This window comes from Streptomyces sp. NPDC051561 (assembly GCF_044454195.1).
Lineage (GTDB): Bacteria > Actinomycetota > Actinomycetes > Streptomycetales > Streptomycetaceae > Streptomyces.
This window is the reverse complement of the sequence record NZ_JBITDM010000006.1, coordinates 41,265-64,459: the sequence shown is the minus strand read 5'-3', so window position 1 is coordinate 64,459 and position 23,195 is coordinate 41,265. Positions and strand designations below refer to the sequence as shown.

Below are 23,195 nucleotides of genomic sequence, written 5' to 3'. Positions count from 1 at the left end.
GCCCCAGGAGGACAGCATGGAGATCCGCCGCGCCACCACCGTCCCCGAACTGCTCGCCGCCCAGCACCTCTACGACGGCCCGGCCCGCGAGGAGTGGGCGGCCCGCTTCCTGGCCGCTGCCGGTCATCTGATGCTGATCGCGTACGTCGACGGCTTCCCGGCCGGAATGGTCTCCGGCATCGAGATGCTGCACCCCGACAAGGGGGTGGAGATGTGCCTGTACGAGCTGTCCGTCGACGAGGACCACCGGCGGCGGGGCATCGGGCGCGCCCTGACGAAGGCCCTCGCCGACGAGGCCAGGGCGCGTGGCTGCTACGACATGTGGGTCGGCGTCGACACCGACAACGGGGCGGCGCTCGCCACCTATGCGGCGGCCGGGGCCAAGCCGGACGGTGTGTTCGCGATGCTGACCTGGGACTTCTCCTGAACGAACCGCCTCTGTACGGAGGTTGGGAGCTGGGGTAGGGTCGGACCCGAATCGCTCGCCACTGGTGCGGGCCACGGCCGAAGGAGGTGGGACCCATTACCGCTGTCGCAGGTTGGGTGCTCTCGCCTCACGGCCGTACGACTGCCTTCTAGGCGTCGCGGATCCGGAGAGTGCCCTCGGTCGTACCGAAAGGCTCTCCGATGTCGATATCCGTGGTTTCTCCCGCACGTTGCTCCGCTCCGTCCGTGCTTCCCGCCGCTCCGCCCGCACTTGCCTCCGCGCTCTGCGTCGCCTCCGTGGTCTCCCGGCTCCGCGCCGCCGGCTGTGTGTTCGCCGAGGACGAGGCGGCTCTGCTGTTCTCCACCGCCGTGACGTCCGAGGAGCTGGCCGCCATGGTGCGCAGGCGGGTGGAGGGGCTGCCGCTGGAACACGTGCTGGGCTGGGCGGAGTTCTGCGGGCGGCGGATCTCGGTGGACGCCGGAGTGTTCGTGCCCCGGCCACGCACCGAGTTCCTGGCCCGGCACGCCCTGGAGCTGGCGGCCGCTCGGCAGCCCGGGGCGGTCGTCCTGGACCTGTGCTGCGGGTCGGGGGCTCTCGGTGCGGTGCTGGGGGCCGAGCTGCCGGGGATCGAGCTGTACGCCGCCGATGTGGAACCGGCCGCGGTGCGGTGTGCGCGGCGCAATGTGCCGGGGACGGTCTTCGAGGGGGATCTCTACGCCCCGCTCCCGCTGCGGCTGCGCGGCCGGATCGACGTACTGGTGGCCAATGCCCCGTACGTACCGACGCAGGACATCGCGCTGCTGCCGTCCGAGGCGCGCGAGTACGAACCGCTGGTGGCGCTGGACGGCGGGGCCGACGGGCTGGACGTCCAGCGGCGGGTGACGGCTCAGGCGGCCCGCTGGCTGGCTCCCGGCGGCAGCCTGCTGATCGAGACCAGCGGGCGGCAGGCGCCGTGTACGGCGCGGGCGATGGAAGACGGCGGCCTGCGGACGCGGGTGGTGCGGGACGAGGAGTACGGGGCGACGGTGGTGATCGGGACATACGGCACCCGTGGCCCGCACGGCACGCACACCCGCCAAGGCGTCCAAGGCGTCCAAGGCGTCCACGACGCACCTGGCCGCACCGTCGACGCGTCAGCGGTACGTTGACGAGCTGACCGGGTGACCTGCGAAGAGGTCCGCGTTTGTGGGGGTCCTCTTCGCTGGTACCGGTGTGCGGTGACCAGACGCAAGCGTTCCCTGATCGCCGCCGTCGCCCTGCTCGGCGCGGCCCTGCTGAGCGGATTCGCCGACGGGCCCGACGGGTCCCCGGTGGACTGCCGGGCCGCCCGGTGTGTGGCGCTGGTCTTCGAGGGCGGCCCCGGCCCGCACACCGGCGCCCTGCTCGACGCGCTGGAGGAGGCCCACGCCCCCGCCACCTTCTTCGTCACCGGCAAGGGCCCCGTCTTCCGCCACCCCGACCTGGTGCACCGGATGGCCTGGGACGGCCACCAGGTGGGCAACGGCACCTGGACCGGCCCCCGGCTGACCGACGTACCGGCCAGGGAGGTGCGCCGCCAGCTCACCCAGACCCAGCGGGCCCTCATCCAGGTGACGGGGCGCCGGCCGACGCTGGTGCGGCCACCGCAGGGGCGCACCGACCGGCATGTGGCGAGAATCTGCGCGGAGTTGGGGCTCCGGCAGGTCCTCGGGCCGTCGTACGCCGCCGGGCACCGGCCCGCCGCGGAGGTGGCGCAACGCGCGCTGGAGGGTGCGCGGTCGGGCGGGACGGTGGTGCTGAACGGCCGCGATCCGGTGGCGGCGGCCGCGGCGCCCGCGCTGGTGGAGGCGCTGCGGGCGCGCGGCTACCGGCTGGTGACGGCAGACCGCCTCGCGGCGCCCCGGCCGTAGGCCGCCACGCGCCCTTGCCGCCCTGTCACCCCCTCCCCCATGACAAATGTCCTACGCAGCCGGGTACGGACGGCACTGCCGCCCCAACACCCCTGACCGGCAGGCTTCTTGGTGTCACGACAAGCAGTGCGACACCAGCCGAGGAGCCTTCGGGATGAGCAGCAGCAAGCACGGAATGATCGCCGGTCTGAAGCCGCTGGCCCTGGACGCCGGTCTGCCCCTCGGCGCCTACTACGCCCTGTCGGCGGCCGGGGTCACCACCTTCGCCGCGCTCGCGCTGAGCAGTGTGATTCCGCTGGCGCGCACGGTGTGGAGCGCCCTGACCGAGCGGAAGCTGAACGCGCTGGCCGCGCTGATCCTGGTGGCCAACGCGGTCGGGTTCGCACTGAGTGCGGTGACCGGTGACCCCCGGCTGATGCTGGCCAAGGACAGTGGGATCACCGGGGCGCTGGGCCTGGTGGTGCTGGTGGCGGCGCTGGGCGGACGGCCGCTGATGACGCCGACGATGCTGCCGGTGCTGCTGCGCGGGGACGCGGACCGGACGGCCGCCTGGCAGCGGCTGACCGCGGCGCCGGGTCCGATGCGGCGCCACGAGAGCCGCTTCTCGCTGGTGTGGGGGGCGGGGCTGCTGTTCGAGTCGGCGCTGCGGGTGGCCGGGGCGTACACGGTGCCGGTGCACGTGATGGTGGGGCTCGGCGGGGCGACCGCGGCGGCGGTGCTGTCGGCGACGTTCGTGGTGTCGGGCCGGGTGGCGGTACTCCCGATGAAGAAGCTGCTGGGGGCGGAGACGGACCGGGTGGCACAGCAGCCGGTGGAGGTACGGAAGTTGGCGACGGCCGCCTGACCTTCGGGGCGGGCGGAAAGGGGCGGGCGGAAAGGGGTGGCCGGGACGCGCACCCCGCTGGGACCGACCGACGGTGGACTCACACCTCCCCGTCGGCTGGACGATCGAGCGGATACGCGCCCGCTCCGCGGGCTGCGAACTCCGGTACTCCGGGGCTCCCGTGCTCCCCCGGCAGGGACAGCGGCCCGTACCGAACCCGGTGAGGTGGGTTCGGTACGGGCCGCTGTCGGGGGTGCCCCACCGTGAGGGTGGGTGGGGCGGGGGGTGGGTCAGTTGTTGCGGGGGAAGCCCAGGTCGACGCCGGAGGGGGCGTCGGCCGGGTCCGGCCAGCGGGTCGTGGTGACCTTGCCGCGGGTGTAGAAGTGGATGCCGTCGTTGCCGTAGATGTGGTGGTCGCCGAAGAGGCTGTCCTTCCAGCCACCGAAGGAGTGGTAGCCGACCGGGACCGGGATCGGGACGTTGACGCCGACCATGCCGGCCTCGATCTCCAGCTGGAAGCGGCGGGCGGCGCCGCCGTCGCGGGTGAAGATCGCGGTGCCGTTGCCGAACGGCGAGGCGTTCATGAGGGCGACGCCCTCCTCGTAGGTGTCCACGCGCAGGACGCAGAGCACCGGGCCGAAGATCTCGTCGCGGTAGGCGTCCGAGTCGGTCGGCACGTGGTCAAGGAGGGAGAGGCCGATCCAGTGGCCGTTCTCGAAGCCCTCGACCGTGTGGCCGGTGCCGTCCAGGACGACCTTGGAGCCCTGGGCGGCGGCGCCGGTGACGTAGGAGGCGACCTTGTCGCGGTGGGCGGCGGTGATCAGCGGGCCCATCTCGGACGCCGGGTCGTTGCCGGGGCCGATCTTGATCTTCTGGGCGCGCTCGACGATCTTCGAGACCAGCTCGTCGCCGATGGCGCCGACGGCCACCACCGCGGAGATCGCCATGCAACGCTCACCGGCCGAGCCGTACGCCGCCGAGACGGCCGCGTCGGCGGCGGCGTCCAGGTCGGCGTCCGGGAGGACCAGCATGTGGTTCTTGGCGCCGCCGAGCGCCTGGACGCGCTTGCCGTTGACGGAGGCGGTGGCGTGGATGTGGCGGGCGATCGGGGTCGATCCGACGAAGGAGACCGCGGCGACGTCCGGGTGCTCCAGCAGGCGGTCGACGGCGACCTTGTCACCGTGCAGGACGTTGAGGACTCCGTCCGGCAGACCGGCCTCGGTGGCGAGCTGGGCGAGGCGCAGCGACGCGGAGGGGTCCTTCTCGGACGGCTTCAGTACGAAGGTGTTGCCGCACGCGATCGCGATCGGGAACATCCACATCGGCACCATGGCCGGGAAGTTGAACGGCGTGATACCGGCGACGACACCGATCGACTGGCGGATGGAGGAGACGTCCACCCGGTTGGAGACCTGGGTGGAGAGCTCACCCTTCAGCTGGGTGGTGATCCCGCACGCCAGCTCGACGATCTCCAGGCCACGGGCCACCTCGCCCAGCGCGTCCGAGTGCACCTTGCCGTGCTCGGCGGTGATCAGCGAGGCGATCTCGTCGCGGTGCGCGTCCAGCAGGGCGCGGTAGCGGAAGAGGATCGAGGTGCGGGTGGAGAGGGAAGAGGTGCCCCAGGTCGCATAGGCGTCCTTCGCGGAGGCGACGGCCGCGTCGACCTCTTCGACGGAGGCGAGTGCGACCCGGGTGTCCGCGGCGCCGGTGGCCGGGTCGGTGACGGGGCCCCAGTTGCCCGACGCACCCTCGACGGTCTTGCCACCGATCCAGTGGTTGACGGTCTTCATGAACTGCACTCCTTCAGAGGTGGTGACGTCGGGCTGCGACTTGCCGGTCGTACTCTTCGCGGGCCGAGCGCGCCGACGGGCGGGTCGCGGTCTCGGCCACGGGAACATCCCACCACGCGTCCGCTCCCGGGGCCCCCGACACTGTGTCTGCCGTTTCGACTCCGACGTAGACACATGTGGGAACGGTGCTCAAGCATGCCTCTGCGAGGGCTTCCCGCAGGTCACCGATGGTGCGGGCGCGAAGGGTGCGCATTCCCAGTGAGGCCGCGTTGGCTGCCAGGTCCACCGGAAGCGGCTCCCCCGTGTACGTCCCGTCCTCGTCCCTGAAGCGGTAGGCCGTCCCGAAGCGCTCGCCGCCGACGGCCTCGGAGAGACCGCCGATGGAGGCATACCCGTGGTTGTCCAGGATCACCACCTTGATCGGCAGACGCTCCTGTACGGCGGTGACGATTTCGGTCGGGTTCATGAGGTACGTCCCGTCGCCGACCAGCGCCCAGACGGGCCGTCCCGGGGCGGCGAGCTGGACCCCGACGGCCGCCGGGATCTCGTAACCCATGCAGGAGTAGCCGTATTCGACGTGGTACTGGTCCCGGGAGCGGGTCCGCCACAGCTTGTGCAGGTCGCCGGGGAGCGACCCGGCCGCGTTGATCAGGATGTCGTCACGGGTGACCAGTGTGTCGAGTACGCCGAGGACCTGGGCCTGGGTGGGGGTCGCTCTGTCATCGGGTGCGGCGTATGCGGCGGTGACGATCCGCTCCCAGTCCGCCTTCAACTCCCCGTATTCGGCGACGTATCCGGGCTCCGCGCGATAGACGTGCTCGGCCCGCTCCGGGCTCCGGCTCAGCTCGTGGACGAGTTCCCTGAGCGCGGCGCCCGCGTCGCCGACGACGGCGACCGCGCCCAGCTTGTGGGCGTCCGCCGGGCTGATGTTGAGGTTGACGAACCGGACGTCGGGGTTCTGGAAGAGGGTCCCGGACGCGGTGGTGAAGTCGGTCCAGCGGGTGCCGACCCCGATCACCAGGTCCGCGGTGCGGGCGAGTTGGTTGGCGGCGGTGGTGCCGGTGTGGCCGATGCCGCCGAGGTCGGCGGGGTGGTCGTACGGGAGGGAGCCCTTGCCGGACTGGGTGGAGGCGACGGGGATGCCGGTGCGGTCGGCGAGCTGCGACAGCTCGAACTCGGCGCGGGCGTGGTGGACTCCGCCGCCCGCGACGACCAGGGGGCGGCGGGCGGCCCGGATCGCCGTGAGCGCCTCGTGCACGTCGCCCCCAGCGCGGCGGATCGGCCACACCCGTTCCCTGAAGAACTCCTCGGGCCAGTCGTACGCCTCCGCCTGTACGTCCTGGGGCAGGGCCAGCGTCACCGCCCCCGTCTCCACCGGGTCGGTGAGCACCCGCATCGCGGCCAGCGCGGCCGGGATCAGTGCCTCGGGCCGGGTGATCCGGTCGAAGTACCTCGACACCGGGCGCAGGCAGTCGTTCACCGACATGTCTCCCGCGTAGGGGACTTCGAGCTGCTGGAGGACGGGGTCCGCGGGCCGGGTGGCGAAGGTGTCGCCCGGGAGGAGGAGGACGGGGAGCCGGTTGACGGTGGCGAGGGCGGCGCCGGTGACGAGGTTGGTGGCACCGGGGCCGATGGAGGTGGTGACGGCGTGGGTGGAGAGGCGGCCCCGCTGGCGGGCGTACGCGACGGCGGCGTGCACCATGGCCTGCTCGTTGCGCCCCTGGAGGAAGGGCATGGAATGCGGGCGGGGGCCGTGGGGGTGGTCGTGGTCGGGCTTCTGGGCCCGGATCTCCGCCTCGGTGTACGACTGGTCGGCGCCCTGGAAGTCGGCCAGTGCCCGGGCGGGCGGTACGTGCCCGTGGGCGGCCTGGAGTTCGGTCAGGGCCTGGCCGAGACCGGCGACGTTGCCGTGACCGAAGATGCCCCAGGTGGCGGTGATGAGGCGGCGGGAGATGCCGTCGCGCTCGGTGAACTGGTGCGTGAGGAAGGTGAGAAGAGCCTGGGCGGTGGTGAGATGACGGGTCCGGGGCATGGGGGCCTTCCAGGAGTCACGGGAGCGTACACCCCTCGGGGGGGGGCGCCCTTCAGGAGCGCAGGGAACTGCGCGACCAGCCACGACGCATCCGCACTTGCCTCCCTCCCCCGGAGGGCCGCCACCCGGGGGCCTGCCCTCTCACACGTACCCCTCACCATGACCCGGCTGGAACCGGATGTTCCACTCCCGTTCCGGCCCGGGCCCCGCCATCACGTTCAGGTAGTACATGGTGTGATCCGGCGGCGCGATGGACGGCCCGTGCCACCCGTCGGGAACCAGCACCGTGTCCCCGGACCGCACCTCCGCGAGCAGATCCGCTCCTCCCTCCCGGGACGGCGAGATCCGCTGATAGCCGACAGCCGACGGGTGATCGAACTCGTAGTGGTAGATCTCCTCCAGCACGGACTCCCGCCCCGGCAGGTACTCGTCGTGCTTGTGCGGCGGATAGGACGACCAGTTCCCGCCCGGCGTCACCACCTCCACCGCGATCAGCCGGTCGCACTCGAAGACCCCGGCCGCGGCGAAGTTCCGTACCTCCCGCGCCGTGTTGCCGCTCCCCCGCCGCTCGACCGGAACCTCCGTCGCCCGCCCGCGCCGGACCTGAAGCCGCCGCCCGCACCTGGCGCCCGCCAGCGCGAAACGGCCGCCCGCCCCGGAGGCGATCTGCGCGTGGGCGTCACGCGGCAGATACCCGAAGTCACTCGGCCCCGCGAACACCCCCTCCCGGCCGACGAGTTCGACGATCTCCCCGTCGACCAGCACACTGCACCGCCCGGCCAGCGGCAGCACGATCCACTCGTACTCCCCGGTCGCCAGATGGTGCGAGCCTCCCGCCCGCAGCTCCAGCACCCGCAGCGCGGTGTGCCGCCAGCCCTCGCGGCTCGGCCCGATGTCCACGGCGTACGGGCCCGGAGCCGCGCTCCCCGCAGCCACGTACAGCCCACTCCGGGCGAACTCGTCCGTCATGCCACCCCGCCCGTCGTCAGAAGCTGCTCGATCTCGTGCGCGTACGGCATCGCCGAGGAGCACTCCAGCCGGGACGCCACCAGGGCTCCCGCCGCGTTCGCCCAGCGGACGGTCCGCTCCAGCGGCCACCCGGCCACCAGCCCCCGGCACAGCGCCCCGCCGAACGCGTCCCCCGCCCCCAGCCCGTTCAGCACCTTCACCGGCATCGGCGGCACCTCCACCACCGTGCCGTCGCGGTGCACCGCCAGCACCCCCGCGGGACCCTGCTTGACCACGGCCAGTTCGACCCCGGCGGCCAGCAGCTTCCGTGCGGCGGCGCCCGGTTCCCGTACGCCCGTGGCGATCTCGCACTCGTCGAGATTGCCCACTGCCACCGTCACGTGCTCCAGCGCCTGCGCGTACCAACGGCCGGCCTCGTCCGCACCGGCCGACCCGTCCGCCGGCCCGGTCGCGCCGGCTGCCCCGTCCACCGCGCCGCCCCAGAACATCGGCCGCCAGTCCAGGTCGAGAACCGTGTGCGCGGTACGTGAACGGGCCGCCAGCGCCGCCAGGGTGGCCGCCCTGCTGGGCTCGGCGCACAGGCCGGTGCCGGTCACCCAGAAGAGGCGGGCGCGGCGGATCGCGTCGAGGTCCAGTTCGCCGGGACGAATCTCCAGGTCGGGCGCCTTGGGGCGGCGGTAGAAGTACAGCGGGAAGTCGTCCGGCGGGAAGATCTCGCAGAAGGTCACCGGGGTGGGGTACTCGGCGACCTCGCCCACCCACCGCGCGTCCACTCCGAGGACCCCCAGCTCCCGGCGCAGATACGCCCCGAAGGGGTCCGCGCCGGTCCGCGACACCAGCGCGGTGTCCAGCCCCAGCCGGGCCGCCGCCACCGCCACGTTCGCAGCCGACCCGCCGAGGAACCTCCCGAACGTCGCCACCCGGTCCAGCGGCACCCCGCTCTCCAGCGGGTAGAGATCCACCCCGAGCCGCCCCATCGCGATCAGGTCGCGCTGCACGGACCACCACCCCTCGCCGCTCCCACCCCGAACCACAGGCTCTGACGGCCTCCCGGTCTATCCGCGCACGCGGAACACTGTCAATGGCCCGGCACCCGTCCTTCGCGGCGGTCGCGTCCGCGATGACGGGCCACGGCGTCGTTGTTGGCGCATCGCACGGTGCAGTAGGCGCGCCGCCCGTTGCGGGAGGTGTCGACGAATGCCAGTGCGCAGATGCCGCGCGCGCAGCGGCCCAGCCGGCCGGCGCCCGCGGAGCACACCACATGGGCGAGCCCGGCCGCGGTGACGGCCCGGAGGTGGGCGGCGGGATCCGCGTCGACGGTGCTGTAGTGCAGATGGGGACGGCCGTCGTGGAGCGAGATGTGGGGCCGGCTGGAGGCCTCCGCGAGCAGCGAGTTGACGGCCGCGCAGCGCTGGTCGAGGTCCTGCGGCCCGAAGCAGCCGGCGAGACGGCGGCTCCATTCCCAGATCTCCTCAGCCTGACGCGCGGTGAGCACCCGGCGCACGATTGAGTGCCCGGCGAGCAGGGGTTCGAGTTCTGCGGGGCCCGGCGGGACGGTCAGGTTCACCAGGTCCGCGGCCAGCCGGGCGGCCTCGCCGCCGTAATGGTCGAAGTGCATACGGTCATTACAGCACCGGGGATGTAATGGTTGAAGTGTTTTAGCGAGTTACTTCACGCTGACAGCATGACGCCCCTCGCCCGCACCTCCACGCCGCTACCGCTGCCACCACTTCCGCCGCTGCCACCACTTCCGCCGGCGCCGCCGCCACCGTCGGACGACAACCGCTGCCCCGTCTGCCGGGAGCCGGTCCGGGGCGAGGCGCGCTGGTGGACGCTGCGCTCGCAGCACCGCAGTTCGCAGGGGGAGGTGGAGTACGTCGCCGGTGGGTGCGGGTGCCTGGTCGTGCTGGTCAACGGCGAGATGATCAAGGCAGTGCCCTCCAACGGGTCCCGCACGCGACTCCCTTGACACCCCTCGCTCCCCCCGGTGACGCTTCCCCCATGACCGAAGCAGTACGAGGTGTCCCGCAAGGACCGCCCCGATCTGGGCGGTTGACGCACATCAAGGTCGGTTCCGCCCCCGACTCGTGGGGGGTGTGGTTCCCACAGGATCCGGTCCAGGTGCCCTGGCGGCGTTTTCTGGACGAGGTCGCAGGGAGCGGCTACGAGTGGATCGAGCTGGGGCCGTACGGCTATCTGCCCAGCGATCCGGCCCTGCTCGGCCGGGAGCTGGCGGCACGCGGGCTGCGCGTCTCGGCCGGTACGGTCTTCACCGCGCTGCACCACGGCGGGGCGTCCGCCTGGGAGCGGACCTGGGCCCATGTCTCCCAAGTGGCCACGCACGCACAGGCGGTGGGCGCCGGCCACCTGGTGATGATCCCGGCCTTCTGGCGGGACGACAGGACCGGTGAACCGCTGGAGGGTGCCACTCTCACCGCCGGCCAGTGGCGCACCCTCGCCGCGCAGACCGAGCGGCTGTCGCGGCAGGTGCACGAGGAGTTCGGGCTGCGGGTGGTGGTCCATCCGCACGCGGACACCCACATCGACACCGAGGAGAACGTCGTACGGCTGCTGCACGCGACCGACCCCGATCTGGTCCATCTCTGCCTGGACACCGGGCACTACGCCTACTGCGGCGGCGACAGCGTCAAGCTGATCGAGCGGTACGGAGAGCGGATCGGCTATCTGCACCTCAAGCAGGTGGACCCGGCACTGCTGGCCCGGGTGCGGGAGCGGGACCTGCCGTTCGGGCCCGCCGTCGGCCTGGGGGTGATGTGTGAACCGCCTGCCGGGGAGCCCGCGTGGGAACCCGTGCTGGAGGCGGCGCAGGCGCTCGGCCGGCGGCGGGGCGTGGAGCTGTTCGCGATCGTCGAGCAGGACATGTACCCCTGTCCGCCGGAGAAGCCGTTGCCGATCGCCCGGCGGACGCGGTCGTTCCTGCGGTCCTGCGGGGCGTAGGGGTACACAAGTGGCCTTCCTTGTCAGGAAGTTGGCCGAAAGGGCGAACTTCCTCACAGCCGCCCGGAACCCCTCGGTGCGGATTCCTCGTCCCGTGACGCGTGACTCCTACTGACGCACTCGTTGCCGAGGCAGCACCCGTCGCACCACATGCGCTCCAAGCACCTCATGCGCTGCAAACACCCCACGCATCCCATACGCCCCAAGGACCCGGTGCGTTCCCGGGACTCCAGGCGCTGCACATACCCGCCACCGCCCGGCAAACGCCCTTCGCCGAGCTCGTGGTCGGTGCCCCGCACCCCCGGCTGCGGCCCGCCGTGCTCGGCTACCGGGGGTTCCGGCTGGATCTGGGGGCGCCGCGCCGCCGGCTCGAACTGCCGGTGGGGGCGGTGACGCTGCTGCTCGCCTTCGAGGAGCCGGTGACGCTCCTCAGGCCGGGCGGCGCCGCCCCCGACCCCGTCCCCAGGACGCTGACCTCCTGTGTCTCCGGGCTTTCCACCGGTCCGGTGATCGGGATGCACGGGGGCCGGATCGCGGGGGTGGAGGTGCAGATCGCACCCTGGGCGGCGTACGGCTGGTTCGGGGTCGCACTGCACGAGCTGGCGGACCGTTCGGTGGGGCCGGGCGCACTGCCCCGGCGGCAGGGGTGCCGGGTCGCCGAACTGGCTGGGCTGCTGAGCGGGTTGAGCGGCTGGAGCGAGCGCTTCCGGGTGCTGGACGCGACGCTGGGGCGGTGGGCCGAGGACGGTCCGGTGGCATCCGCGCGGACGGTCGGGGCCTGGCGGGAGTTGGTACGCAGCGGGGGGAGCATGCCCGTGCGGCGGCTCGCGGACCATGTGGGCTGGTCGCCGCGGCAGTTGGAGAAACGGTTCCGGGAGGAGATCGGGCTGCGGCCGAAGGCGGCCGCCCGGGTGCTGCGGCTCCAGCGGGCCCGTCGGCTGCTCGCGGCCGGACGGCCTGCGGCGGAGACGGCGGCGATCTGCGGTTTCTACGACCAGGCGCACCTGGGCGGCGAGTTCAAGGCGCTCACCGGGTGCACTCCGGGCGACTTCACCCTGCTGCGGCGGCTCCAGCGGGGCGCGTCCTCGGACGCACTGGCGGACCGGCTGGCCGGGGAGGTGACGAGTCTGCTGCTGGCTCCGGCCTCGGCCACGGATTCCCCGGCAGCGAATTCCCCGGCTCCGGGCTCCCCTGCTGCGGACTCCCCGGCCGCGGACTCGGCCTCCGGTTCCTCTCTCGGACACCCGTCCGGGTGAAGTGCGCATTTTTCCAAGACCCGTACGACGACGCCGGGCAGGCTCCTCGTACGGAGGGCCGAAGACCAGTGGCCCGTTCGGACGCGTGATTCCACACGGCGCGATTCACCGGATTCCACCAGGGGGAACTTCACATGATGCACAAGCGTCTCGTCGTCACCGCCGCCGCCGCGGGCCTGATGGCAGGAGGTCTGCTGCTGGCGCCCACCGCCCAGGCGGACAACACCGGGTCGACCGCGACCTCCGCCTCGGCCCCGAGCACCCAGGCACAGGCTCTCGCGGCCAAGCGGGTCTACCTCTACGCCACCAACGTCAACCTGCGCGAGTTCCCGCGCACCAGTGCGCACATCCTCGCCACCAAGTCGCAGATCTGGCTGCTCGACTACTGCCAGACCAACAAGAACACCACCCCGGTGCGGTCCCCCGACGGAACGATGAACCCCTGGTGGAGCAAGGTCACGCTGACCAGCGGCAGCGACTTCGCCTGGGTGAGCAATGTGTACCTCCAGGGCGGCAAGAAGATCGCGGGCGTCCCGGACTGCTGACGTCCCCAACTGCTGACCTCGCCGACGTCCTATGCCCTGACCCGCCGGGCCCACCGCCCGGCCCCCACCCACCAAGGAGCCGCACCCCGTGCCTCGTACCAGAATCCGCACCACCGCCGCGACGACCCTGACCGGCCTCCTGCTGGCCGGCAGCATCGCCGCCGGCGGCACCGCATCGGCCGCGGCGCCCGACGCCTCGGCCCGTGAGCCGGCCGGGGTGGCCGCCGCCTGCGCGTACTACCAGGGCAGCACGCTCACGGTGTACGGGCAGCGGGGCGACCGGGTCAGCCAGGTCCAGTGCCTGCTGGCGAACCGCAGGTACCTCCCGTGGAGCGAACTGGACGGGATCTTCGGCGACAAGACCCTGGCCGCGGTGAAGAAGTTCCAGAAGGACGAGAAGCTGCTCGTGGACGGCAAGGTCGGCACCAACACCTGGCACGCCCTGCGGTACGCCTGAGCCTTCGGAAGATCACCAGCTCCACTACACCCACGGGCGGGCCCGGCCGAGCACATCGGCCGGGCCCGCTCCGTGTGTCCCGTTGTTCACCCGCATCACTTTCGTCACGGAAGTGCCCCTCCCGTCACGCATGTCGCCATTACGCGGGCCTTCCGTCACAGGCGCACCACAGCCCCAACCTCACCCTTACTGAGCGTCGTTCACGGGGCAGAGGCTGAGTGATCGCCAGCGAATGCCGCAGCTCCCCCGACGGCCCACCCGGCCGTGACTGCGGCTTTTGCAGGGAGGTGCACAGATGACGGACCGCAAGCTCTGGTCGTACAAGGAGATTGCCGCGCACATCCAGGTGCAGACGGACACCGTGCGCTCGTACCGCAAGCACGGGCTGCTGCCCCCGCCGGACCACGTGGAGAGCGGAAAGCCTTACTGGTACGCGGACACCATCCGCCACTGGGTGGCGAGCCGCCCCGGCAACAGAGGCCGCAGGGGCTGACCCACGGACTCCCACCCTTTCACAGGGCCCCGTACCCGGCTGACCATCCGTGGCGCGGGGCCCGCGCCGTTCGCCGACGGCGCGGCGCGCGAGGCACCGGCCACTTCCGGGCGGCTACCAGGACTCCGCCTCCACCCGGCTCAGCTTCGGCATCTCCCCCGAGCCCGCCCTGCACTTGAGCGCCAGCAGCGGGAAGGTGAGCACCGAGACCATGCCGGCTCCGACCAGGGCCGCCGCCTCGCTGGAGTTGAGGACCTTGTCGTCGAGGCCGATGGTGGTGATGGCCACGATCAGCGGCAGCGCGGTGGAGCTGAAGAGCATCAGCGCGGTGCGGTCGCGGCGGTCGAGGTCGCGCGGGGCCAGCGCGTACACCGGCAGTCCTCGCACCACCACGAACAGGGCCAGGAACACCGGCAGCAGGATCAGCGCCCGGCCTCCGTCGAGCAGGGCGCGCAGGTCGAACTCGATGCCGGTGACCACGAAGAACACCGGCACCAGGAACCCGAAGCCCATCGCCTCCACCTTGGCGAGGATCTCCGCGCTGCTGTCGGGGGCGGCACCGCCCAGGACGAGCCGGGTGATCAGGCCCGCGGCGAACGCGCCGAGCAGCACGTCCAGACCGAGGAGCTGGGAGGCGCCCAGCATCAGGGCGAGCGTCAGCACCACCAGCCGTACCGCGAACTGGCCGCTGGTGTGCAGGGTCTTGGCGATGATCGTGGAGAACCACGGCGGCTTGGGGCGCAGCGCCCAGAACACCGCCGCCGCCGTCAGTACGGCGAAGGCCGCGAGCAGTGCCGTGGACTGCCAGGCGCTGCGGCCGCTGAGCAGCAGCGCCATCGCGATGATCGGGCCGAACTCGCCGACGGAGCCGAAGGCCATCATCACGGTGCCGAACCGGCCGCCCAGGTCACCGGAGTCGCGCAGCACCGGCAGCACGGTGCCGAGTGCGGTGCTGGTGAGGGCGGTGCCGATGAAGACGCCCTTGCTGAAGCTGCCGTCCTGGCCGAGGTTGCCGAGCAGGGTGCCCAGCGCGAGGCCGAGGACCAGGGCGATCAGCCAGGACCATACGGACCGTTTCAGCGTGTCGCCGCGGACCTTGCCGAACTCGATCTCGTAACCCGCGAGGAAGATCAGCATCGCGAGCCCGAGCTCGGAGATCCCGTCGATGACGGCGTCCCGGTGGGCCCAGCCCAGGACGTCGGGGCCGATCAGGATGCCGAGCAGGATCTCGAAGATGACGAGCGGCACGGGCAGCCACCGGCCGAGCCCGTAGGCGAGGAGGGGGGCGAGTACCGCGATGGCCATGATGAGGATGAGTGTCCCCGTATGTGACATAAGAGCTATTTAATCTAGAAAAGGGGCGCATTGGGGGGTGTGCTCGAACTGAAGTGTCGGGGGCGGGAGTGTCCGGGGAACTGGAATTGATACCCCCTAGGGGTATAGTGTGCGTCAGGTCAGGGAGTCCCGGCAGCCCCGTGGACTCTCCTGAGCACCCTGGCCGCGTATGCCCGTACGCGTACCGAAAGCCTTCGAAGAGGAGCATCGACATGACCGCCGCCGAGACCGCCCAGGCCGACACCACCCAGAACGGCGCCGAGGCCGCTTCCGGTTCCTGCTGCTCGCCGTCCGGCGGCTGTGGCTCCACCGGTGCGGCCGAGGTCCAGGTCGGCGCCGTCACCGCCGTCTACGAGGTGAAGGGCATGACCTGCGGGCACTGCGAGGGCGCCGTGTCCTCCGAGATCTCCGAGATCGCGGGCGTGGAGACGGTCACGGCCGTCGCCGCGACCGGCCGGGTCACGGTCGTCTCGGCCGCGCCGCTGGACGAGGAGGCCGTCCGGGCCGCCGTCGACGAGGCGGGCTACGAGCTGGTCGGCACCCTCTGATCTGCCGCGCCGCCCCTTTCCCGGGCCGTGCCCGACCGGTTCCATACTGGTCGGGTACGGCCCGGTCCGTTTCCCAGGAGCCCCCCGATGAACAGCGCCACCTCCGACCCAGCCTCCGACCCGTCCCCCGCTCCCCCGGTCCTCGGCGGCCATGTCGAGCTCTCCATCGGCGGGATGACCTGCGCCTCCTGCGCGGCCCGCATCGAGAAGAAGCTCAACCGGATGGAGGGTGTCGCCGCCACCGTCAACTACGCGACCGAGAAGGCGAGGGTGGCGTACGACGCGGACGCGGTCGGTGTCGCGGAGCTGATCGCGACCGTGGTGAAGACCGGGTACTCGGCGCAGGAACCGGCGCCCGCGGCCGTCGAGGCGGGCCCCGGGCCGGCGGCAGATCCCGAACTGGCCGCACTGCGGCAGCGGCTGGTCGTCTGCGCCGTGCTCGCCGCCCCGGTGATCCTGATGTCGATGATCCCGGCCCTCCAGTTCGACAACTGGCAGTGGCTGTCGCTGACGCTGGCCGCCCCGGTCGTCGTCTGGGGCGCGCTGCCCTTCCACCGGGCCGCCTGGACCAATCTCCGGCACGGTGCGGCGACCATGGACACCCTCGTCTCGGTCGGCACCCTGGCCGCCTTCGGGTGGTCGCTGTGGGCGCTGTTCCTGGGCGACGCGGGGATGCCGGGGATGCGGCACGGCTTCTCCTTCGCCGTCTCGCGCACCGACTCGCCGTCCACGGTCTATCTCGAAGTGGCCGCCGGGGTCACCGTGTTCATCCTGCTCGGCCGCTGGCTGGAGGCGCGCTCCAAGCGGCGGGCGGGGGCCGCGCTGCGGGCCCTGATGGACCTGGGCGCCCGGGATGTGGCGGTGCTGCGGGGCGGCCGGGAGGTGCGGATCGCGGTACGCGAGCTGGCGGTGGGCGATCTCTTCGTCGTACGTCCCGGCGAGAAGGTCGCCACCGACGGCCACGTCGTGGAGGGGACGTCCGCCGTGGACGCCTCCATGCTGACCGGCGAAGCGGTGCCGGTGGACGTCGCGCCCGGCGCCCCGGTGACCGGGGCGACCGTGAACGCGGGCGGCCGGATCGTCGTCGAGGCCACCCGGATCGGCGCGGACACCCAGCTGGCCCGGATGGCCCGCCTGGTGGAGGAGGCCCAGAACGGCAAGGCGCAGGTACAGCGGCTCGCCGACCGCATCTCGGCGGTGTTCGTGCCGGTGGTGCTGCTGATCGCACTCGGCACGCTGGTGACCTGGCTGCTGGTGACCGGGGATGCGACCGCCTCCTTCACGGCGGCCGTCGCGGTACTGATCATCGCCTGCCCGTGTGCGCTGGGCCTGGCCACCCCGACCGCGCTGATGGTCGGGGCCGGGCGGGGCGCCCAGCTCGGCATCCTGATCAAGGGGCCCGAGGTACTGGAGTCGACGCGCCGGGTCGACACCGTCGTACTCGACAAGACGGGGACGGTGACCACCGGGCGGATGGAGCTGGCGGACGTGCTCCCGGCCGCCGGGGTGGACCGGGCGGAGCTGCTGCGGCTGGCAGGGGCGCTGGAGCACGCTTCGGAGCATCCGATCGCGCAGGCGATCGCGGCGGGGGCCGGTGCCGGTCTGCCCGCGGTGACGGAGTTCGTGAATGTTCCCGGGCTCGGGGTCACCGGCGTGGTCGAGGGGCGGCCGGTGTGGGTGGGGCAGGAGAAGCTGCTGACCGACCGGGCCGTGGAGCTGCCGGCCGTGCTGGCCGACGCCAAGGCCGCGGCCGAGGCACAGGGGCGTACCGCCGTGGTGGTCGCCTGGGACGGCGAGGCGCGCGGGGTGCTCACGGTGGCGGACACCGTGAAGGACACCAGCGCAGAGGCGGTACGGCGGCTGCGGGCGCTGGGCCTGGATCCGGTGCTGCTGACCGGGGACAACAGGGCGGTCGCGGAGGCGGTCGCGGCGCAGGTGGGCATCGGGGAGGTGCACGCCGAGGTGCTGCCCGAGGACAAGGCGGCCGTGATCAAGCGCCTTCAGGAGCGGGGCCGGACGGTCGCGATGGTCGGGGACGGGGTGAACGACGCGGCGGCACTGGCCACCGCCGACCTGGGGCTGGCCATGGGCACCGGCACGGACGCGGCCATCGAGGCGGGCGATCTGACCCTGGTGCGCGGGGATCTGCGGGTGGCGGCGGACGCGATCCGGCTGTCCCGGCGGACCCTGGCCACCATCAGGGGCAACCTTTTCTGGGCCTTCGGATACAACGTCGCAGCCCTGCCTCTGGCGGCTGCCGGGCTGCTCAACCCGATGATCGCCGGATTCGCGATGGCATTTTCGTCCGTCTTCGTAGTGACAAACAGCCTTAGGCTACGTACCTTCACATGACGTACACGAGCACACACGAACACATGACATACGGGTAGTGACGTAGATCACTGTGTTTGAGGGGTAACCATTGGCCGGGGTCGTGAGTCTAAGAGGCGATGCCACGAACGTCTTGGGGGACGTTCATCGCGGGATGTCTTGGGGGACGTCTCCGGCAAGCGTTGGCCGGGACACGTATGCCCGGGGAGCTTTGAGCGGCCCTCCCGTATTTACGCGTCCCGGCGGACCGCGGTAGGACCAGTACGACCAGCACGCCAAGCCTCTGGCGGCGCAAGCCGACAGACGCCCGGTTGGGATCCCGTGGGGGGAATCCGATCCGGGGAACAGGAAAGCGCCCCGCATCGTCGACCCGTGGGGGGATCGACGGCGGGGCGCTTTTCCTTGCTCTGCGCCTGGCGCACAGCCGCTACGCCCGGTGCACGGCATCTACGCCCGGTGTACGGCCGCTACGCCTGGCGCACGGCGAGGACCGGTGGTCAGCGGCCCTCGACCGGCACGAAGTCGCGAAGGACCTCGCCCGTGTAGATCTGGCGCGGACGGCCGATGCGCGAACCCGGCTCCTTGATCATCTCGTGCCACTGGGCGATCCAGCCCGGAAGGCGGCCGATCGCGAAGAGCACGGTGAACATGTCCGTCGGGAAGCCCATGGCCCGGTAGATCAGACCCGTGTAGAAGTCCACGTTCGGGTAGAGGTTGCGCGAGACGAAGTACTCGTCGGAGAGCGCGTGCTCCTCCAGCTTGAGCGCGATGTCCAGCAGCTCGTCGGACTTGCCGAGGGCCGAGAGGACGTCGTGCGCCGCAGCCTTGATGATCTTGGCGCGCGGGTCGAAGGACTTGTACACCCGGTGGCCGAAGCCCATCAGGCGGACGCCGTCCTCCTTGTTCTTCACCTTCTGGATGAAGGCGTCGACGTCGCCGCCGTCGGCCTGGATGGATTCCAGCATTTCCAGGACGGACGCGTTGGCGCCACCGTGCAGCGGGCCCCACAGGGCGCTGATGCCGGCCGAGATCGAGGCGAACATGTTCGCCTGCGAGGAGCCGACCAGACGCACGGTGGAGGTCGAGCAGTTCTGCTCGTGGTCCGCGTGCAGGATCAGCAGCTTCTCCAGCGCGGAGACCACGACCGGGTCCGGCACGTACTCCTGGGCGGGGACCGAGAAGGTCATCCGCAGGAAGTTCTCGACGTAACCCAGGTCGTTGCGCGGGTAGACGAAGGGGTGACCGATCGACTTCTTGTACGCGTACGCGGCGATCGTCGGCAGCTTGGCCAGCAGCCGGATCGTCGAGAGGTGACGCTGCTGCTCGTCGAACGGGTTGTGGCTGTCCTGGTAGAAGGTGGACAGCGCCGAGACGACCGAGGACAGCATCGCCATCGGGTGCGCGTCGCGCGGGAAGCCGTCGAAGAACCGCTTGACGTCCTCGTGCAGCAGCGTGTGCTGGGTGATCTCGTTCTTGAAGGTCGACAGCTCGTCGTCCTTCGGCAGCTCACCGTTGATCAGCAGGTATGCCGTCTCCAGGAAGCTGCTCTGCTCGGCGAGCTGCTCGATCGGGTACCCGCGGTAGCGCAGGATGCCCTGCTCGCCGTCCAGGTACGTGATCGCGGATTTATAGGCGGCGGTGTTGCCGTAGCCGCTATCGAGGGTCACCAGACCGGTCTGGGCCCGGAGCTTCCCGATGTCGAAGCCCGTGTCGCCGACGGTGCTGTCGATCACCGGGTAGGTGTACTCGCCATCGCCGTACCGCAGTACTACAGAGTTGTCGCTCTCGCTCACGTCATCCCTCACCGACGTAGTGCCTCTTCTTCGAGGTGCCCTGACTGTCTCTACCATCCCCCATTTAGCTCAGCAGAGTGCACTCGGGGTCGGCCAAAAGGCCCGTTCGCGGCACTGAGTGCCGCCAACCTGGTCATCCTGCCCCCTTCGCCCCGGTTCCGGAACCCCCAGGTGATGTTTCCCACCGATGGCTCCCCGGGGCTTGCGCGGTCGGCTGCGCCGGGATCTGTACGTATGCACCACCCGCGAGCCGGTGCGCGAGGGCCGTGCAGCGCCGACCGGCCGAAACGGTACGTACCGCCTGCCCGATCGCCTTGCGCGAGCCGACCAGCACCACGAGTTTCTTCGCCCGGGTGACGGCGGTGTAGAGCAGGTTCCGCTGGAGCATCATCCAGGCTCCGGTGGTGACCGGGATCACCACCGCCGGGTACTCGCTGCCCTGGGAGCGGTGGATGGTGACCGCGTAGGCGTGGGCGAGTTCGTCGAGCTCGTCGAAGTCGTAGGGGACCTCCTCGTCCTCGTCGGTGCGGACGGTGAGGGTCTGCTCGTCCGGGTCGAGGGCGGTGACCACGCCGACCGTGCCGTTGAAGACGCCGTTGAGTCCCTTGTCGTAGTTGTTTCTGATCTGGGTGACCTTGTCGCCGACGCGGAACGTCCGTCCGCCGAACCGCTTCTCCGGCAGGTCGGGGCGGGCGGGGGTGATGGCTTGCTGGAGCAGCCCGTTGAGGTTGCCCGCGCCGGCCGGACCGCGGTGCATGGGGGCCAGTACCTGCACGTCCCGCCGGGGATCCAGCCCGAACTTCCGCGGGATGCGGCGGGCCGCCACGTCGACCGTCAGCCGCCCCGCCTCCTCGGTGTCGTCCTCGACGAAGAGGAAGAAGTCGTTCAGCCCCTGGGTGAGGGGGTGGCTGCCGGAGTTGATCCGGTGCGCGTTGGTCACCACCCCCGACTGCTGGGCCTGCCGGAAGATCTGGGTGAGCCGTACGTGCGGCACCGGGCCGCCCTCGGCGAGCAGATCCCGCAGCACCTCCCCCGCGCCCACCGAGGGCAGCTGGTCCACATCTCCCACCAGAAGGAGGTGGGCGCCGGGAGCCACCGCCTTGACGAGCTTGTTGGCGAGCAGCAGATCCAGCATCGAGGCCTCGTCCACCACGACGAGATCGGCGTCCAGCGGGCGCTCGCGGTCGTACGCCGCGTCCCCACCGGGTTTCAGCTCCAGCAGCCGGTGCACCGTGGAGGCGTCCGCCCCGGTCAGCTCGGACAGTCGTTTCGCGGCGCGCCCGGTGGGTGCGGCCAGCACCACCTTGGCCTTGCGCGCCCGCGCCAGCTCGACCACCGACCGTACGGTGAACGACTTTCCACAGCCGGGCCCACCGGTCAGCACGGCCACCTTCTCGGTCAGCGCCAGCTTGACCGCGGCTTCCTGCCCGGGCGCCAGCGAAGCCCCCGTCCTGGTGGCGAGCCACCCCAGCGCCTTCCCCCAGTCCACCCCCCGGAAGCCGGGCATCCGGTCCTCGCCGGTACGCAGCAGCCGGTTGACCTGCCCGGCCAAGGACAGCTCCGCCCGGTGGAACGGCACCAGATAGACCGCCGTGATCTCCTCCCCGCCGTCGGGGCCGGGCACCTTCTCCCGTACGACTCCCTCCTCCTCCCCCGCCAGCTCGGCCAGACAGTCGATGACCAGTCCGGTGTCCACCTGGAGCAGCTTCACCGAGTCGCTGATCAGCTGTTCCTCGGGCAGGAAGCAGTGGCCCTGGTCGGTGGACTGCGAAAGGGCGTACTGCATGCCGGCCTTGACCCGCTGCGGACTGTCGTGCGGGATGCCGACGGCCTGGGCGATGCGGTCGGCGGTGAGGAAGCCGATGCCCCAGACGTCGGCGGCCAGCCGGTAGGGCTCGTTCTTCACCACGGAGATGGAGGCGTCGCCGTACTTCTTGTAGATCCGCACCGCGATCGAGGTGGAGACCCCGACGCTCTGGAGGAAGATCATGACCTCCTTGATCGCCTTCTGCTCCTCCCAGGCGGCGGCGATCATCTTCGTCCGCTTGGGCCCGAGCCCCGGCACCTCCACCAGCCGCTTCGGCTCCTGCTCGATGATGTCGAGGGTGTCGACGCCGAAGTGGGTGGTGATCCGGTCGGCCATCACCGGGCCGATGCCCTTGATCAGGCCGGATCCGAGATAGCGGCGGATGCCCTGGATGGTGGCGGGCAGGACGGTGGAGTAGTTCTCGACGGTGAACTGCTTCCCGTACTGGGGGTGCGACCCCCAGCGCCCCTCCATCCGCAGCGACTCCCCCGGCTGCGCCCCGAGCAGTGCGCCCACCACGGTCAGCAGGTCGCCCATCCCGGACCCGCGCCCGGTGTCCACCCGCCCGACCGTGTACCCGGTGTCCTCGTTGGCGTAGGTGATCCGCTCAAGAACCCCCTCGACCACGGCGAAACCCGGCACCGCCGCACCACCTGAACTTGCCATGATCCGACGGTACCGCCGGGGTGTGACAGTGCGGGCGGGGTGTGGAAAAGGGGCCGGGGGAAGGGGACTTGGGGGGGGGAGCTTGGGAGGGTGCGCACATGCTGAGGGACCCGGTCCGTCGACCGGGTCCCTCAGCGTCCCCTCCCCGTTCAGGCTTCCGCGAATCCCCCCAGATCCCCTCCCCCGGAAGCCCTGATGCCACGTATGACCCGCCACGGTGCGGAAGGGTTGTACCCGGAAGAAGAATTTCTTCGAGTCCGGAGCGGATGCTCAGAAGGTGCCGACATTTAGTCACAGACGTAGCGTTTTCGCTATGGACAACGACTCCTTTCAGCAGGAAGTGCTCAACGAGCTGGGCGACGACAAGCTCACCGAGATCGCCGGTCTGCTCGGCACGGACGCGGCGGGGGCGCAGAACGTCGTCGCCTCCACCGCCGACGCCTTCGCGGGCGGCCTCGCGGAGAAGGCGGAGAACGCCACCCCCCAGGAGGCCGAGGAGGTGCGCCAGGCACTCTCCGAGGCTTCCGAGCCTCCCCTCCAGGGGGTGGCCACGCTCGGCGGCGGCATGGGCGGGCTGCTCGGCGGCGGCATGATGGCCGGGGTGCTCGCCAAGATGGCCAAGCCGGTCGCCAACGCGGTCGCCAAGAAGACCGGGCTTCCGGCGGCGAGCGTCACCCGGGCCATCGAGATCGCCCTGCCGGTGGTGCTGGCCGTGGTCACCAAGCGGGCCACGCAGCGGCGGAACCCGGGCGGGAGCGCGGGTGGAAGCGCGGCAGGGGCTGCCCCCGGGGCATCGGGCGGCGGACTCGGGGATCTGCTGGGGCAGGTGCTGGGGGGCGGCAAGAAGTAGCGCCACGGGAGCGTCGGAGCCGGGTTCGGCGTCGGGGCAGGGTTCGGCGTCGGGGCCGGGTCCGGCGTCGGGGCAGACCTCGAAGCCGGGGCCGGTCTCGTACAGCTGTCCGTTCGGCGGTGCGTCCGGTGTGCCTCGTTCTCCTATTGGCTGATATGTGGGCAAATGCACCTTGTGATGCATCCAGCCACTTCAGTCAGTCGACACCGGGCCCAGCGGACGGCGG

The 23,195-nt window shown here is 71.2% G+C and carries 20 protein-coding genes and 1 pseudogene; 13 read left to right on the top strand and 8 right to left on the bottom strand.

Annotated elements, in window-relative coordinates; genetic code table 11:
- The first annotated feature begins 16 nt into the window (after window positions 1-16).
- The 4 genes from ACIA73_RS16065 (at window position 17) to ACIA73_RS16050 (ending at window position 3,160) form a co-directional block, all read left to right on the top strand.
- Window positions 17-427, top strand: a complete 411-nt coding sequence (locus ACIA73_RS16065) for a GNAT family N-acetyltransferase (RefSeq protein WP_399439113.1) — start codon at window positions 17-19, stop codon at window positions 425-427.
- A gap of 200 nt (window positions 428-627) precedes the next feature.
- Window positions 628-1,575, top strand: coding sequence for a putative protein N(5)-glutamine methyltransferase (locus ACIA73_RS16060; RefSeq protein ID WP_399439112.1), 948 nt, complete (start codon window positions 628-630; stop codon window positions 1,573-1,575).
- A 69-nt stretch (window positions 1,576-1,644) separates the two neighbouring features.
- The gene (locus ACIA73_RS16055; RefSeq protein WP_399439111.1) at window positions 1,645-2,316 is read left to right on the top strand and encodes a polysaccharide deacetylase family protein; all 672 of its coding nucleotides are present in this window, start codon (window positions 1,645-1,647) and stop codon (window positions 2,314-2,316) included.
- A gap of 154 nt (window positions 2,317-2,470) precedes the next feature.
- On the top strand, window positions 2,471-3,160 hold the full coding sequence (locus ACIA73_RS16050) for a VC0807 family protein (RefSeq protein ID WP_399439110.1): 690 nt from the start codon (window positions 2,471-2,473) through the stop codon (window positions 3,158-3,160).
- Between the two features lie 269 nt (window positions 3,161-3,429).
- Here ACIA73_RS16050 and ACIA73_RS16045 read toward each other — a convergent pair whose 3' ends face one another.
- The 5 genes from ACIA73_RS16045 to ACIA73_RS16025 all read right to left on the bottom strand — a co-directional run bounded on the left by ACIA73_RS16045 (window position 3,430) and on the right by ACIA73_RS16025 (window position 9,548).
- Window positions 3,430-4,929 (bottom strand): CoA-acylating methylmalonate-semialdehyde dehydrogenase, encoded by a 1,500-nt coding sequence (locus ACIA73_RS16045; protein WP_399439109.1) that lies wholly within the window; start codon window positions 4,927-4,929, stop codon window positions 3,430-3,432.
- A gap of 13 nt (window positions 4,930-4,942) precedes the next feature.
- Window positions 4,943-6,961 (bottom strand): 3D-(3,5/4)-trihydroxycyclohexane-1,2-dione acylhydrolase (decyclizing), encoded by a 2,019-nt coding sequence (iolD, locus tag ACIA73_RS16040; RefSeq protein ID WP_399439108.1) that lies wholly within the window; start codon window positions 6,959-6,961, stop codon window positions 4,943-4,945.
- Window positions 6,962-7,102: 141 nt separating this feature from the next.
- Window positions 7,103-7,930 carry a 5-deoxy-glucuronate isomerase gene (gene iolB, locus ACIA73_RS16035; RefSeq protein WP_399439107.1) on the bottom strand — a complete coding sequence of 276 codons (828 nt, stop codon included), beginning with the start codon at window positions 7,928-7,930 and terminating at the stop codon, window positions 7,103-7,105.
- Complete coding sequence (iolC, locus tag ACIA73_RS16030; RefSeq protein WP_399439429.1) at window positions 7,927-8,907, bottom strand: 5-dehydro-2-deoxygluconokinase; 981 nt, start codon at window positions 8,905-8,907, stop codon at window positions 7,927-7,929. Before iolC ends, iolB begins: the two co-directional genes overlap by 4 nt.
- A 101-nt stretch (window positions 8,908-9,008) precedes the next feature.
- Window positions 9,009-9,548, bottom strand: a complete 540-nt coding sequence (locus ACIA73_RS16025; RefSeq protein WP_399439106.1) for a CGNR zinc finger domain-containing protein — start codon at window positions 9,546-9,548, stop codon at window positions 9,009-9,011.
- A 66-nt stretch (window positions 9,549-9,614) separates the two neighbouring features.
- Between ACIA73_RS16025 and ACIA73_RS16020 the strand changes: the two genes are divergently transcribed.
- From ACIA73_RS16020 to ACIA73_RS15995, 6 genes are all read left to right on the top strand, one after another.
- On the top strand, window positions 9,615-9,899 hold the full coding sequence (locus ACIA73_RS16020; RefSeq protein ID WP_399439105.1) for a hypothetical protein: 285 nt from the start codon (window positions 9,615-9,617) through the stop codon (window positions 9,897-9,899).
- A gap of 32 nt (window positions 9,900-9,931) precedes the next feature.
- Window positions 9,932-10,888 (top strand): sugar phosphate isomerase/epimerase family protein, encoded by a 957-nt coding sequence (locus ACIA73_RS16015; RefSeq protein ID WP_399439104.1) that lies wholly within the window; start codon window positions 9,932-9,934, stop codon window positions 10,886-10,888.
- Between the two features lie 281 nt (window positions 10,889-11,169).
- Entirely contained in the window at window positions 11,170-12,144 is a 975-nt protein-coding gene (locus ACIA73_RS16010) for a helix-turn-helix domain-containing protein (protein WP_399439103.1), read from the top strand.
- A 134-nt stretch (window positions 12,145-12,278) separates the two neighbouring features.
- Window positions 12,279-12,689 (top strand): peptidase M23, encoded by a 411-nt coding sequence (locus tag ACIA73_RS16005; RefSeq protein ID WP_399439102.1) that lies wholly within the window; start codon window positions 12,279-12,281, stop codon window positions 12,687-12,689.
- An 88-nt stretch (window positions 12,690-12,777) separates the two neighbouring features.
- Window positions 12,778-13,146, top strand: a complete 369-nt coding sequence (locus ACIA73_RS16000; RefSeq protein ID WP_399439101.1) for a peptidoglycan-binding protein — start codon at window positions 12,778-12,780, stop codon at window positions 13,144-13,146.
- A 295-nt stretch (window positions 13,147-13,441) separates the two neighbouring features.
- Window positions 13,442-13,639 carry a helix-turn-helix transcriptional regulator gene (locus ACIA73_RS15995; protein ID WP_399439100.1) on the top strand — a complete coding sequence of 66 codons (198 nt, stop codon included), beginning with the start codon at window positions 13,442-13,444 and terminating at the stop codon, window positions 13,637-13,639.
- Between the two features lie 114 nt (window positions 13,640-13,753).
- On the opposite strand, the gene ACIA73_RS15990 is transcribed toward ACIA73_RS15995, so the two are convergent.
- On the bottom strand, window positions 13,754-14,974 hold the full coding sequence (locus ACIA73_RS15990) for a cation:proton antiporter (protein ID WP_399439099.1): 1,221 nt from the start codon (window positions 14,972-14,974) through the stop codon (window positions 13,754-13,756).
- 212 nt (window positions 14,975-15,186) lie between these two features.
- On the opposite strand from ACIA73_RS15990, the gene ACIA73_RS15985 reads away from it, so the two are divergent.
- Window positions 15,187-15,522, top strand: coding sequence for a heavy-metal-associated domain-containing protein (locus ACIA73_RS15985; protein WP_399439098.1), 336 nt, complete (start codon window positions 15,187-15,189; stop codon window positions 15,520-15,522).
- An 87-nt stretch (window positions 15,523-15,609) separates the two neighbouring features.
- Window positions 15,610-17,874, top strand: coding sequence for a heavy metal translocating P-type ATPase (locus ACIA73_RS15980; RefSeq protein ID WP_399439097.1), 2,265 nt, complete (start codon window positions 15,610-15,612; stop codon window positions 17,872-17,874).
- 476 nt (window positions 17,875-18,350) lie between these two features.
- On the opposite strand, the gene ACIA73_RS15975 is transcribed toward ACIA73_RS15980, so the two are convergent.
- The gene (locus tag ACIA73_RS15975) at window positions 18,351-19,646 is read right to left on the bottom strand and encodes a citrate synthase (protein ID WP_399439096.1); all 1,296 of its coding nucleotides are present in this window, start codon (window positions 19,644-19,646) and stop codon (window positions 18,351-18,353) included.
- Window positions 19,647-19,881: 235 nt separating this feature from the next.
- Window positions 19,882-22,119 (bottom strand): annotated as a pseudogene (locus tag ACIA73_RS15970) (ATP-dependent RecD-like DNA helicase); the annotation flags it as partial.
- Between the two features lie 313 nt (window positions 22,120-22,432).
- On the opposite strand from ACIA73_RS15970, the gene ACIA73_RS15965 reads away from it, so the two are divergent.
- Window positions 22,433-22,969 (top strand): DUF937 domain-containing protein, encoded by a 537-nt coding sequence (locus ACIA73_RS15965; protein ID WP_399439095.1) that lies wholly within the window; start codon window positions 22,433-22,435, stop codon window positions 22,967-22,969.
- The last annotated feature ends 226 nt before the right edge of the window (window positions 22,970-23,195 follow it).

Coding starts and splice junctions, on each gene's coding strand:
- ACIA73_RS16050 (WP_399439110.1), top strand. CDS start 2,471: ATGAGCAGCAGCAAGCACGGAATGATCGCCGGTCTGAAGCCGCTGGCC.
- ACIA73_RS16025 (WP_399439106.1), bottom strand. CDS start 9,548: ATGCACTTCGACCATTACGGCGGCGAGGCCGCCCGGCTGGCCGCGGAC.
- ACIA73_RS15965 (WP_399439095.1), top strand. CDS start 22,433: ATGGACAACGACTCCTTTCAGCAGGAAGTGCTCAACGAGCTGGGCGAC.
- ACIA73_RS15990 (WP_399439099.1), bottom strand. CDS start 14,974: ATGTCACATACGGGGACACTCATCCTCATCATGGCCATCGCGGTACTC.
- ACIA73_RS16060 (WP_399439112.1), top strand. CDS start 628: ATGTCGATATCCGTGGTTTCTCCCGCACGTTGCTCCGCTCCGTCCGTG.
- iolD (WP_399439108.1), bottom strand. CDS start 6,961: ATGCCCCGGACCCGTCATCTCACCACCGCCCAGGCTCTTCTCACCTTC.
- ACIA73_RS16045 (WP_399439109.1), bottom strand. CDS start 4,929: ATGAAGACCGTCAACCACTGGATCGGTGGCAAGACCGTCGAGGGTGCG.
- ACIA73_RS15995 (WP_399439100.1), top strand. CDS start 13,442: ATGACGGACCGCAAGCTCTGGTCGTACAAGGAGATTGCCGCGCACATC.
- iolC (WP_399439429.1), bottom strand. CDS start 8,907: ATGGGGCGGCTCGGGGTGGATCTCTACCCGCTGGAGAGCGGGGTGCCG.
- ACIA73_RS15980 (WP_399439097.1), top strand. CDS start 15,610: ATGAACAGCGCCACCTCCGACCCAGCCTCCGACCCGTCCCCCGCTCCC.
- ACIA73_RS16065 (WP_399439113.1), top strand. CDS start 17: ATGGAGATCCGCCGCGCCACCACCGTCCCCGAACTGCTCGCCGCCCAG.
- iolB (WP_399439107.1), bottom strand. CDS start 7,930: ATGACGGACGAGTTCGCCCGGAGTGGGCTGTACGTGGCTGCGGGGAGC.
- ACIA73_RS16015 (WP_399439104.1), top strand. CDS start 9,932: ATGACCGAAGCAGTACGAGGTGTCCCGCAAGGACCGCCCCGATCTGGG.
- ACIA73_RS16005 (WP_399439102.1), top strand. CDS start 12,279: ATGATGCACAAGCGTCTCGTCGTCACCGCCGCCGCCGCGGGCCTGATG.
- ACIA73_RS16020 (WP_399439105.1), top strand. CDS start 9,615: ATGACGCCCCTCGCCCGCACCTCCACGCCGCTACCGCTGCCACCACTT.
- ACIA73_RS15985 (WP_399439098.1), top strand. CDS start 15,187: ATGACCGCCGCCGAGACCGCCCAGGCCGACACCACCCAGAACGGCGCC.